This is a genomic window from Nostoc sp. GT001, assembly GCF_030382115.1.
Taxonomy (GTDB): Bacteria; Cyanobacteriota; Cyanobacteriia; order Cyanobacteriales; family Nostocaceae; genus Nostoc.
On the sequence record NZ_JAUDRJ010000003.1, the window covers coordinates 5,058,874 to 5,071,907 of the forward strand.

General features: G+C 43.1%; 7 protein-coding genes and 3 pseudogenes. 5 read left to right on the plus strand and 5 right to left on the minus strand.

Going from position 1 to position 13,034, the window contains the following annotated elements; all coding sequences use genetic code 11:
• Window positions 1-67: 67 nt before the first annotated feature.
• The 3 genes and pseudogenes from QUD05_RS24400 to QUD05_RS24410 form a co-directional block, all read right to left on the minus strand.
• A pseudogene (locus tag QUD05_RS24400) lies at window positions 68-773 on the minus strand (DevA family ABC transporter ATP-binding protein).
• An 81-nt stretch (window positions 774-854) separates the two neighbouring features.
• Window positions 855-2,030, minus strand: a complete 1,176-nt coding sequence (gene devC / locus QUD05_RS24405) for an ABC transporter permease DevC (protein WP_289798348.1) — start codon at window positions 2,028-2,030, stop codon at window positions 855-857.
• A complete protein-coding gene (locus QUD05_RS24410; protein ID WP_289798349.1) occupies window positions 2,027-3,334 on the minus strand; it encodes an ABC exporter membrane fusion protein in 1,308 nt (435 codons plus the stop codon). Before QUD05_RS24410 ends, devC begins: the two co-directional genes overlap by 4 nt.
• 404 nt (window positions 3,335-3,738) lie before the next feature.
• On the opposite strand from QUD05_RS24410, the gene QUD05_RS24415 reads away from it, so the two are divergent.
• Complete coding sequence (locus QUD05_RS24415) at window positions 3,739-4,353, plus strand: TetR/AcrR family transcriptional regulator (RefSeq protein WP_289798350.1); 615 nt, start codon at window positions 3,739-3,741, stop codon at window positions 4,351-4,353.
• 159 nt (window positions 4,354-4,512) lie between these two features.
• Here the strand turns inward: QUD05_RS24415 and infC are convergent, their stop codons facing one another.
• Window positions 4,513-5,025 carry a translation initiation factor IF-3 gene (gene infC / locus QUD05_RS24420; protein ID WP_289798351.1) on the minus strand — a complete coding sequence of 171 codons (513 nt, stop codon included), beginning with the start codon at window positions 5,023-5,025 and terminating at the stop codon, window positions 4,513-4,515.
• 215 nt (window positions 5,026-5,240) lie between these two features.
• On the opposite strand from infC, the gene QUD05_RS24425 reads away from it, so the two are divergent.
• Both QUD05_RS24425 and QUD05_RS24430 read left to right on the plus strand, forming a co-directional pair.
• On the plus strand, window positions 5,241-6,581 hold the full coding sequence (locus QUD05_RS24425) for a DEAD/DEAH box helicase (protein WP_289798352.1): 1,341 nt from the start codon (window positions 5,241-5,243) through the stop codon (window positions 6,579-6,581).
• 328 nt (window positions 6,582-6,909) lie between these two features.
• Window positions 6,910-8,562 (plus strand): adenylate/guanylate cyclase domain-containing protein, encoded by a 1,653-nt coding sequence (locus tag QUD05_RS24430; protein WP_289798353.1) that lies wholly within the window; start codon window positions 6,910-6,912, stop codon window positions 8,560-8,562.
• 81 nt (window positions 8,563-8,643) lie between these two features.
• Here QUD05_RS24430 and QUD05_RS24435 read toward each other — a convergent pair whose 3' ends face one another.
• A complete protein-coding gene (locus QUD05_RS24435) occupies window positions 8,644-9,267 on the minus strand; it encodes a Uma2 family endonuclease (protein WP_289798354.1) in 624 nt (207 codons plus the stop codon).
• A 227-nt stretch (window positions 9,268-9,494) separates the two neighbouring features.
• On the opposite strand from QUD05_RS24435, the pseudogene QUD05_RS24440 reads away from it, so the two are divergent.
• Together QUD05_RS24440 and QUD05_RS24445 are read left to right on the plus strand one after the other, a co-directional pair.
• Window positions 9,495-10,863: pseudogene (locus QUD05_RS24440) on the plus strand (NAD-dependent succinate-semialdehyde dehydrogenase).
• 93 nt (window positions 10,864-10,956) lie between these two features.
• Window positions 10,957-12,601: pseudogene (locus tag QUD05_RS24445) on the plus strand (acetolactate synthase large subunit).
• The last annotated feature ends 433 nt before the right edge of the window (window positions 12,602-13,034 follow it).

The window sequence follows — 13,034 nt, forward strand, 5'->3', positions numbered from 1 at the left end:
ATTCGCAGTTCCAAAATCTGTTTACTTCACAAATTTGATTTGTGAGAATTGCTCAAAAAGAATTTGCTTAAGATGCTGCAACAACAGCACGGTCATTTACTAACTTGCCATCTTCCATATAAACGATGCGATCGGCAATATCTAGAATGCGGTTATCATGAGTAACCAAAAGAATGGTACAATCTTGTTGCTTAGCTAGTTTTTGCATGAGGTTGACCACATCTCGTCCCGATTTACTGTCAAGGGCGGCGGTGGGTTCATCCGCTAAGACTATTTTAGGACGACCAACTAACGCACGAGCGATCGCAACTCTTTGTTTTTGTCCCCCAGATAAATCATCAGGATAATAATTCAAGCGTTCTCCTAATCCTACCTCCTCTAATATTTGGGCTGACCGGGTTTTCATTTCTGCTCGGTGAAATATTATTATGCACTTCCAAGCCCATTCTGACGTTTTGGAGTGCTGTTAGGCTACCATGCAAGTTATGTGCTTGGAAAATATAACCGTTACTGCGTCGCACCTGGGTAAGTTGTGCTTTGCTAGCGCCACACAGTTCTTGTTCCAATATCTGCAAACTGCCGGATTGGGCAGAACGCAAGCCGCCTGCTAAGGTGAGAAGTGTAGTCTTACCAGAACCAGAAGGCCCTGTCATAATAATAATTTCGCCGGCGTTAATATCCAGGTTGATATCAAAAAGAACTTGCTTGCGGAGTTGACCATGACCAAAATAGTGGTCGAGATTTTTAACAGAGATTACAGGTTGACTACTCATAAATAGCTTAATTACTGGTAATGTTCGTCATTGGTCATTTGTCATTTGCAAAGGACAAAGGACAAATGACAAATGACAAATTTAAAACATATCTGCGGGGTCAGCAGATTGTAATTTACGGGTGGCGATCGCACCAGAAATTACACACATAATCATAGTGAGTGTTAATACCGTCAAGGCTCGTCCTACGGTCATATAAAGTGGTAAATTGGTGGCATTACGAGTTAAAGCATAAAGTCCTAAAGGTGCGATCGCTCCGGGAATAAACCCTAAAACTGCCAAAATTATCGCCTCTTCAAACACCACACCTAATAAGTAGAGATTGTTATACCCCATTGCTTTGAAAGTGGCGTATTCTTTTATATGAGAATTCACATCTGTAGAAAGAACTTGATAGACGATAATCACGCCCACTATAAATCCCATTGCTACACCCAGGCTGAAGATAAACCCGATGGCTGTATTTGTTTTCCAGTAATTTATTTCAAATTCGATAAATTCTGCTCTGGTTAAAACTTTGACATCATCATCTAAATGAGCTTCTAAAGCTGCTTTCATCTGCTTTGGGTCGTAGCCTGGTTGTAGTTGCACCAAACCAAGACTGACACCGCTAGCTTCTCGTCTGGGAAATAGTCGCAGAAAGTTCTGGTCGTTGGTGATTAAAGTGCCATCGGCGATGAAGGAAGCGCCGACTGAAAATAAGCCGCTAATAGTAATTGTCCGGCGTTCTATTTCGGTTGTGACAGTTTTACCTTGGTCAATTTTGGCGATCGCATCATTATAATCTCCTCTAGAGGCGCGATCGAACAAAACGGTATCTGGTAGCTTAACAGCATCTATCTGGCGGTTCACATCTGCTAAGTTAAACACTTGCCGATCGGGATTGAACCCCATAACTAATATTGTCGTCTTCTGTTGTGTTTGGGGATTTTTCCAATCAACAATGTTGACATACATTCCTTCTGCTGACTTTACACCTGGTATATCCATTGCTTGATACAGCCGTCGCCGCGTAAAGCTAGACATATTTGCTAGGTTGCGTGCTTGGGGACTGATGACAAACATATCAGCCTCCATACTCCGATGCAGGATTGTGTTACTTTCAAACAGGGCAGTCTGAAACCCTAGCTGCATGAACATCAAAACATCGGCAAAGGCAATGCCTGACAATGCTACCAAAAGACGTCCTTTTTCATGACTCAGTTGCAGCCATCCTAAAGGTGTTCGCCGCCGCAGTTGCTGGATAAATCCAATCACAGTTCAATTACCGCCTTGACTTGCAAATTAGTTAAGCTAGAAGCATTTTGGCTAGATAGTTTATTCAGTTGCACATGGACTTCCACTACTCTGGCATCAATATTGCTAGAAGGATCGGTGTTAATCAGATTTTGCCGCTTTACCTGCATACCAATCCAATCCACTCTTCCCTCTAATTCATTGCGGAGGGAATCACTGCTTACCAGCACCTCTTGTCCCGGACGCACTTTCTTGATATCACTTTGGTAGACTTCTACTACTGCATACATCTGGTCGGTTTGCCCTAGAGCCACAATTCCTTCATTGCCAACAGTTTCTCCGGCTCGTGTATTAATCTCCAAAATTCGACCAGCTTTAGGAGCCACAACGTATGCCTGTGCCAGTTCTGCTCTAATTTTCTCCACGGTGGCTTGAGCGCTGTCTACCTCTGCTTGTGCATTTGCTATATCTGTAGGACGGACTTCAGCAGTTTGATTCAGGTTAGCTTTTGCTTCGTTAATCTGCTGTTGCAAGCTGGCGAGGGTTTGATCCTGATTAGCTTTTGCTTCGTTAATCTGCTGTTGTAGGGTTGCGACAGTTCTTGTCTGAGTGGCTTGGCTTTCAATTAACGCTTGAGTGGAAGTTTCGGCACTTAAACGTCTGCTATCAACTTCCTGACTAGAAATTGCTCCTGCTCTGTATAAAGTCTCGTAGCGCTGCACGTCAGCTTGAGCATTACGTCTCTCGGCTGCCACGCGAGCAACTGTTGCTTGCAAGCTGCGTTGTTGCCCAAGGAGTTCTGCTTCTAGACGATTAATTGTGGCTTGCTGAGTTTTAATGTTTCCTTGTAGTTCTACTTGCACACGATTCACAGTTGCTTGACGCGCTCCAATTTCTCCCTGTTTGGCTCCAGCTTTTACCTGGTTAAGGCGGGATTTGGCAACTTGAACTTGTTTTTGGGCTTCACTCAAAGTAGCTTGTAGGCGATCGCGGTTGTCCATAATCGCAATTACCTGCCCGGCTTTGACGCGATCGCCTTCTTTCACCAATAGTTGCTCTACCCGATTCCCTTCATTAGAAGAAGGCGCTGACAGTTTGATTATTTCTCCCTTTGGTTCCAACCGCCCTAATGCTGTTACTGTTTTTACCACAGGCTGAATTGCTACTGGTGCTGTTTGCTTTTCATTAGCTGTAGCCTGAAGCTTCATCACCGCATAAACACTGATTCCACCTATTGCTAGAGATGTAAGTATTGCAAGTAGAAGTGGCGATCGCAAAAGATTCTGAGAAGACCTCCAACCCTCTGAATTCCTGTTTTCCCTCATCCTATTCCCCCTTACCACCAGTAGCAACCTGTACTAAACTGTCCAGTTCAATTTATGCTAAACTAAACGGACTAGTTTAGTCAAGAGGACACAACTAAACTTGTCAATCAATTTGCTTGGCATTAGGGAATTGCAAAAAATAAATTATCCCTAATCATTTCTAGATTTGTATGGGCACAGGTATTGCGTCCCTAGACGGGATATTTTTTTAACTGGAAATCCCTTATGCTGCGGAATCCTATTCCCTATTGGGATTGATTGTCTACTACAAAAAAGTAGAGGAGAGGAAAGCTGATAATAGAGGCTTTGGGGCTTTATCAAAGGGTATATTTATTTTCGCAATTTTGTACTAAAGCATTTTGCAGCATCTATTAATATTGTTGAGAAGAAAGGATAATTAATAAATGGTACGCATCAAAACTGACGAAGTCGATCGAGATAATTCTGTTGATAAAGTAGAGCAAATTCTGCAAGGTGCAATGCAAGAGTTTCTCCAAAATGGCTATGCTGGTACGAGCATGGATCGGGTAGCAGTAGCAGCAGGTGTTTCTAAAGCGACAGTCTACAGCCACTTTCAAGATAAAGAAGGACTTTTCAAAGTACTGTTAGAGCAACTAACAAGTAAAAAGAATAGCTCCATTTTTGGCACAGAACCGATTGAGGGAGAACCAGCCACTATAGTGCGCCAGGTAGTAACCAAAGCATTAGATCAAATGCTTAACGACAAAGAACATAGTGCATTTATGAGAGTACTAATCGGGGAATCTGGGCGTTTTCCTGAGTTAGCTCAAATTTGTGTTCGGGTGATGATTAAGCCAGTAGCGGAAACTCTCACTCACTACTTGGCGGCTCCAGAATTAAAGATACCTGACCCAGAGGCGACAGCGAGAATTATCTTAGGAGCATTAGTGCATTTTCATATTACTCAAAATGTGATGCATGGACAGGATATTATACCAATGGAAAGCGATCGCTTGATTGATGCCTTGACACACCTAATCACTAAATGCGCCGATTGATTGGTTATATCCCGGCGCGTGGCGCTTGTTTGGTCGGAAAGTCAAATTCACCTTGAATAACAGTTGACTGTTTTTTCCATAGAAGCTACAGTACTGTCTCCGGCTTTTTTCGTTCCTTACAAGCTGCCACCAATACATCCTCTAGCGATCGCCAGATAACTAAGCAGGAATAACTTGAACAACTAGTGCGCGTTTATCCAGTGACTGGATTTTACCTACTTGACTGAGATCGTTTGCAATTCGGTCTAGCAGTTCTCCCGCTTTGTCACGATATTGATGTTCTCGGCCTCGTAAACGAATGGCAAACTTAACAGAATCGCCTTTACTCAACCACTGACCTGCTTGTTCGATGCGTAAATTATAATCGGCTAAACCCACGTTTAGACCGAATCGAACTTCTTTTACCGTCGGTCTAGCACTCTGGCTCTGACGTTTTTTCTTTTGATACTGAAGCTTGCCATAGTTGAGAATCTTGGCGATTGGAGCGTCTTTACCTTGAGATACTACAACTAAGTCAAGCTCTAAGCTTTCAGCTAGCTGTAACGCCTCATTGGTGTCGATCAGACCACGATTGTTATTCTCATGGTCAATCAAAAAGACGCTAGGTGATTTGATTTGTGAATTAATCAGTTGCTTTTGGATTGCGATAATGAATTTCTCCCATTTGTTCAATACTTTGCTTTACAAGCAGGTAATGCCAATTTAACACAACACTGAATCAGAGCAACTTTAACAACACAATAGACGGCAATCTGATAGAATGAGGGACTGCGGCACTCGCTCTCAGTCTTTGCGCTACTGCCCATCCAGCTTTTCAATGATTTTTATCCGTCCGCCTAAGACTGACGCCATCATTGGCGACAGGCCGATGTTATTTTTGGAGTCTTATGTCTTTTTCCGATCTCGGCTTGTCCAATGAAATTATCCGTGCTGTTACCGAACGAGGGTACACGGAACCCACGCCAATCCAGATGCAGTCCATTCCTGCTGTCTTGTCGGGTAAAGATTTATTAGCTGGGGCACAAACTGGTACTGGCAAGACCGCTAGTTTTACACTGCCGCTCTTGCATCGATTGTCGTCTAACAAGAGCAAAGGTACGCCTAATGGATACCCACCAATCCGGGCGTTGATTCTCACGCCGACTCGCGAATTAGCTGCCCAAGTGGAAGAAAGCGTGCGCGAGTACGGCAAGTACTTAAATCTTAACTCAATGGTGATGTTTGGCGGAGTCAGTATCAATCTGCAAAAACAGCGTTTGAGGAGTCGAGTGGATATTTTGGTCGCGACTCCAGGGCGACTGCTAGACCACGTACAGCAGGGTACGCTGAATTTATCGCAGATTGAGGTTTTAGTGCTGGATGAAGCCGATCGGATGCTAGACATGGGTTTTATTAATGATATCCGCCGCATCCTCTCACTCCTGCCCAAACAGCGACAGAATTTGCTATTCTTCGCTACTTTTTCAGACAAAATTAAGGCACTAGCCGCCGGGCTACTCAATAACCCAACGATGATTGAGGTAGCACGCCGCAACGTTACCGCTGACACGATCGCCCAGAAAGTTTACCAAGTAGACCGTGACAAGAAACGCCAGTTGCTTGCTCATTTGATTCGGCGAGATAATTGGTATCAAGTATTAGTGTTCACCCGCACTAAGTATGGCGCTGACCGTTTGGTGAAGCAGTTGGGCGAAGACCGCATTCAAGCCTTGGCAATCCACGGTAATAAGAGCCAGCCCGTGCGTACTAACGCTCTGGCCAAGTTCAAAAATGGCACCTTACAAGTATTGGTGGCGACAGACATTGCTGCTAGGGGTCTTGATATCAGCGAACTACCCCATGTAGTTAACTTTGATTTGCCCAATGTACCAGAAGATTATGTTCATCGTATTGGTCGCACTGGTCGCGCTGGCGCATCAGGTGAAGCTGTGTCGCTAGTGTGTATCGATGAACAGCATCTATTAACAGATATCGAAAAACTGATTGAGCAACGCTTGCCGAAAGAAGTGGTTGCTGGTTTTGCGCCCAACCCTGATACCAACCCAGAACCAATTACAAATGTACGGCAACATAGAGCCAAGCCCGGAAGTGAGAAGCGTCCGGCTCGTACTCCTAAACCGTTACCACAGACATCGGCTAAACGTAAAGCAGCGCCACCTGCCACTAATAACGAGAAACCTGGCGCTCGTTCATCTGGATCGCGCCGTTCTACTAAACGCGATCGCTAATATTCGTTAGCTGTTCAATAGATTGATTTTGCACGGGTTCTGGAAAATCTCACTTCCATTCCTCTCGCGTACAAATTTTCGTTGTACACACAAGTCTTTTGGAGTTGTGCCAGAGACTTTTAATCCAATACTTTGTAATATCTGTCACCAGTACAGTGCTGAGTGCTGAGTAACGCTATCAGTACTCAGTACTCAGTACTCAGCACTACTGAAATACAGTTGTCGGAATGCAGTTAACAGTGTCATAAAGAAAAGGTGAAGGTTAACCTGTAGGGTATAACTTACCTTAGACTTGCTGACCTCTAGCTTCGATGGATCTATCACACTCATGACTGAACTGACGCTACGCCTACAAGAGGGAGATACCGAGACCACGATCGCAGTTGACCAAGATGTATTTACAATTGGTCGTTTGCCGGAATGTAATTTGTACTTACCTTTTGGTGGAGTATCCCGCAACCATGCTCGCCTGGTAAAAACGGCTGACGGTGTGTGGACTATTGAGGATCTGGGCAGCAAAAACGGGACGCAAGTCAATAAATATCTGGTTAACTATCCCCAAGAGTTACATCACGGCGATATCGTTTGGCTGGGCAATGTTAGCCTGGTAGTGCTGCTCACAACCGCTGTTTCTCAACCGACACCAGAGTATGCCGGAATTTCGGACATTAATGAGCAAAGAACCATCCTTCACAATGTCGAACAATTACAACAGCAATGGATTGCAGCTGATAGTAAGGATGGCAACATCAGCAATAAGGACAAAACCATTGCCCGTCTTAAAGACTTAGTGGACATAGCGAAAAATCTTTGTGCAGCCGCATCTATAGAAGAGATTTTTTCGCAGGTACAGCAAGTAGTTTTTCGTTACCTTGATAGTATCGATCGCTTGGCATTATTAATTGATGTCAATGGTTGTGGCCAGTTAGAATTAATGAATGCTGCCACTAGAAATATTTCTCAACAGAAACATCTCCCTTCTGATGGTAGTTGGATTAGTCGTAGTATCTGTCAAAAAGTATTTGATGAAAAGGTCGTCATTCAAACTGGTGATACTCATCAGGATGAACGGTTTGCTAGCGAACAGAGTATTTTGGTCAAAGGCATTCGTAGCGCGATGGCAGTGCCTTTATGGGATGAAAATAAAGTTGTGGGCGTACTGTATGCCGATGCCAATTTTTCTTCTTACCATTGGGCGAATGAAGGTGAAGAAGAATTGAGTTTTTTCTCAGCTTTAGCAAATCTTGTAGCTTCTAGCGTGCAGCGTTGGTTATTAGTAGAAAAACTCAAAACTGAAGAGATGATTCGTCACCGACTAGAACGCTACCATTCTCCAGCAGTTGTACAGCAGTTGATATCTGTAGGCGGATTACCGGGTGGTCGTTTAGCTCCCGCCGAGAGCGAAATCAGTATTTTGTTTGCTGATTTAGTTGGCTTTACGGCGATTTCTGAAAGGTTAACACCAACTGCGATCGCTCAACTATTAAATAATTTATTTGAAGAAATGCTAAAAGAAGTGTTTAGTTGCGGCGGCACTTTAGATAAATATATTGGCGATTGTATTATGGCATTTTTTGGCGCTCCAGAACCGCAAGCAGATCATGCCGATCGCGCTGTTACTGCTGCTAAGGGAATGCTCACTCGTCTCGAACATCTGAATGCCAATGGTTTTTGGCTCGAACCCCTGCAATTACGGATTGCGATTAATAGCGGTAAGGCTGTGGTGGGAGATGTCGGTAGTTCCCAAAGGGTAGATTATACAGCATTAGGCGCGACGATTAATCTTGCTGCTCGGATGGAAGCAGTTTGTCCCCCTAGTGAATGCGTCATTAGTGAAGCCACCCATAAAATGCTTTCAGAACCCTCAGACTTCCAAGAAATGGGAGATTATCGTTTCAAAGGTATTGAGCGATTAGTTAAGGTTTATCAGACAAAATTGCAACCAGTGCCAACAATCATTGCTCCAATTATTAATCTTTAGGGATTGGCATGGGCTTTGAGGTCTAGATTATGTAACCCATCTAGTGACATACTCCTATAAAGATAAATTACGAATTACGAATTACCTGACTGTGCCAGCACTAAAAATTTGCTCTGCTGTCAAATCTAACTCTGGAAAAGTTGGCGACTGGATACGGTCATTTCCTTGAAACTTACTAACGCGATACTCACCTTCTTCTAAACAGCAAACCAAAATAGTTGGTTGTTTAGGCTTGCCAATAAATTCTCTACCGCCCAATGCAGCATAATCTACAATCCAGTATTCAGGAATTCCCATTTCTTCATAATCAGCATATTTTTTCAGATAATCATCACGCCAGTTTGTACTTACCACCTCAATTATTAAAGGAATTGATACTGCTTCAGTAACAGTTGATGTTTTTTTCCACAGAGGTTCATTAACTAAATTAGGCTGATTTAGTATCAGCACATCTGGGGAATAAGCAGATTCGTTCTCAACTGGTTTGACGAATACTGTTTTGGGGATGAAATAACGAAGATTTAAGCGACTGTATTCTAAAGTTATTTTTGTGCCTAAAAATCCAATCACCTCTTCATGGTCGCCTGTTGGTTGAGGCATTTCTACTACTACTCCGTCATATAGTTCGTAACGTTGTCCCCTGTTATCTGGATATTTAGCAACGAACTCATCGAATGTAACTACTTTGCCTAAGACTTGAGTCATAGCTTGATTCCTCAATTGTGCAAATTATAGCAACTTTATTTGTATTTAATTCATCAATATTAATACTTATTGATTGGTATAGTTTGATTCAATTAAAATTGCGAAATTGTAATATTTAGCAGCTAATTTTTGGCTAAAAGACTAAAATTTGGGTGGTAGCTTCCTTAGTTTATATGTATAACATTAGGAAGCCAACTTCAAGCTATTTTTTAACGGGAGGTCAGGTAATGGCGATCGCCACCATTAATCCCGCCACTGGGGAGACGCTCAAAACCTTTGAGGCGCTCAATGATGCAGAAATTAACGCTAAACTCGATTTAGCTAATCAGACTTTTGAACAGTATCGTCAGACTAGTTTCTCTCAACGATCGCAATGGCTGCAAAAAGCTGCTGATATTTTAGAGCAAGACAAAGCAGAATTTGCTAAGTTAATGACTCTAGAAATGGGTAAACCATTTAAAGCTGCGATCGCGGAAGTCGAAAAATGCGCCGCCGTCTGTCGCTACTATGCCGAACATGCCCCTACTTTCTTAGCTGATGTCAGTGTAAAAACTGATGCCAGTCAGAGTTTTGTACGTTATCAACCATTGGGTGCAATTCTCGCGGTGATGCCGTGGAATTTTCCATTTTGGCAAGTGTTTCGTTTTGCTGCACCAGCATTAATGGCGGGAAATGTCGGCTTACTCAAACACGCTTCCAATGTGCCGCAGTGCGCCTTGGCAATTGAAGATATTATCCGACGGGCAGGTTTTCCTGAAGGCGCGTTTCAAACTCTATTAATAGGCGCTGCCAAAGTTGCCGATTTAATGGCTGATGACCGCGTAAAAGCTGCTACTTTGACCGGAAGCGAACCAGCAGGTGCATCCCTCGCCGTCGCTGCTAAGCAAACAAATTAAAAAAACAGTTTTGGAATTGGGAGGAAGTGACCCGTTTATTGTGTTAGAAAGTGCTGACTTAGAGACAGCAGTTGTCACAGCTACTACAGCACGAATGTTAAATAACGGGCAATCATGTATTGCAGCGAAACGTTTTATTGTCGCAGATGCGATCGCAGATAAATTTGAAAAATTGCTTTTAGAAAAATTCGAGGCGCTGAAAGTAGGCGATCCTATGCAACCGGATACCGATTTAGGCCCCCTGGCAACACCTGGTATTCTCCAGGATTTAGATCAACAAGTGCAAGGTGCTATTAGCAGTGGTGGTAAAGTCATCATCGGCGGACATCCTTTATCAGATCGTCCTGGAAACTTTTATCCGCCAACGATTATCATAGATATCCCCACCGACACACCAATCGCAAAAGAAGAATTCTTTGGCCCGGTAGCCTTGTTATTCCGGGTTCCAGATATCGATGCTGCCATTAAACTCGCTAATGACTCACCCTTTGGCTTAGGTGCAAGCGCTTGGACAACCAACGACCAAGAGAGCGATCGCTTGGTTGAGGAAATTGAAGCAGGTGCCGTGTTTATCAACAGTATGGTCAAATCCGATCCTCGGTTGCCCTTTGGTGGCATCAAGCGTTCTGGATATGGCAGAGAATTGAGTATCCAAGGTATACATGAGTTTGTAAATGTGAAAACCGTGTGGGTTAAATGATTAGTCATTAGTCATTAGTCATTGGTCAAAGGACAAATGACTAATGACAAAGAACAAAAGTCTTATTCGTTAATAGAGTTGTCGGGAAATAAAATGAATACAGCAGAATTATTGGTGCAGTGCCTAGAAAACGAAGGAGTGCAATACATTTTTGGACTTCCTGGTGAAGAAAACCTGCACGTTTTGGAAGCGTTAAAACATTCTTCGATTAAATTTATTACGACTCGTCATGAACAGGGTGCAGCATTCATGGCCGATGTCTACGGACGCTTAACAGGAAAAGCCGGAGTGTGTCTTTCTACTCTTGGTCCTGGGGCAACCAACTTGATGACTGGGGTAGCAGATGCTAACCTCGATGGTGCGCCTTTAGTGGCGATTACCGGTCAGGTGGGAACAGATAGAATGCATATTGAATCCCATCAATATTTAGATTTGGTGGCAATGTTTGCACCTGTTACCAAGTGGAATAAGCAGATTGTGCGACCGAGTATTACACCAGAAGTAGTGCGGAAAGCATTTAAGCGATCGCAATCTGAAAAACCCGGTGCAGTTCACATCGATTTGCCAGAAAATATTGCTGCCATGCCCGTCGAAGGCAAACCTTTGCGTAAAGATAATAGCGAAAAAACCTATGCATCTTTTGCTAGCATTCGGGCAGCCGCCGCCGCAATTTGCCAAGCAGTTAACCCATTAATCTTAGTCGGAAATGGGGCAATTCGCGCTCATGCGAGTGATGCCGTAACGCAATTTGCCACCTTGTTAAATATACCTGTTGCCAATACCTTCATGGGTAAAGGCGTGATTCCCTACACACATCAATTAGCTTTGTGGTCAGTGGGATTACAGCAAAGAGACTTCATTACCTGTGCTTTTGATAACACAGATTTAGTAATTGCGATCGGCTACGATTTGATTGAGTTTTCCCCCAAGAAATGGAATCGAAATGGTGAAATTCCGATTGTGCATATTGGGGTAAGTCCGGCAGAAATTGATAGTAGTTATATTCCCAATGCCGAAGTTGTGGGAGATATTTCAGATTCCCTCTATGAAATTTTAAAATTAGCAGACAGACAAGGCAAACCCGATCCCTTTGCTATTAGCTTAAGGACAGAGATTCGCGCTGATTACGAACAGTATGCCCATGATGACGGATTTCCCATTAAGCCGCAAAAGTTAATTTATGACTTACGCCAAGTGATGGGCCCAGATGATATCGTCATCTCAGATGTTGGCGCACATAAGATGTGGATGGCCCGTCATTATCATTGCCATAGTCCCAATACTTGCATAATTTCCAACGGCTTTGCGGCTATGGGTATTGCCATTCCTGGAGCTTTAGCAGCAAAACTGGTTCATCCTAAGCGCAAAGTCGTTGCTGTCACAGGCGATGGTGGCTTTATGATGAATTCCCAGGAATTAGAAACAGCCTTACGTGTCGGTACGCCCTTTGTCACCATAATTTTCAATGATGGTGGGTATGGGTTAATTGAGTGGAAGCAAGAAAATCAATTTGGCAAAGGAAACTCATCCTTTGTGCATTTTAGCAATCCTGATTTTGTGAAATTAGCCGAAAGCATGGGTTTAAAAGGCTACCGAGTTGAATCGGCTTTAGATTTGATTCCCACTTTGAAAGAAGCCCTCGCTCAAGATGTACCCGCAGTGATAGATTGTCCCGTAGATTATCGGGAGAATCACCGCTTTAGTCAAAAAGCTTAGCGAATTGACTTGTGCGTTGTAAAAAGTAGAGACGCGATTAATTAGCGTCTGTACAAGAGTTAGGAGTTAGGAGTTATTTATTCCTAACTCTTTATTAATTTCTACTCCTTTAGTGTTTTGGTAGTGGCGTGACACCAAAGGTTAACGCACGGCTTTACTTCACTTCATTTATAGATATATTTCTTCTCCTTCTTTGCGTCCTTTACGATTCGTAAAAAAAACCATTAAGCTCAGAAGTTCATTCACAATGAGTGAGAATCAATAACTTCTAACTCATCTCAATCATGACAATATTTAAGTTTTAATAAGCATCGTATTTCCCTAAAGACTTAATTGGTAAACTTTTAATTGACAGAAAATCTGACTTTTCACGTGATGTGGAAAAGCCTACGAAAAATCTAACACCCTAACCCCTTCCCGAAGCAGTAAGCGGGAAAATTCCAAATCTCTCTACT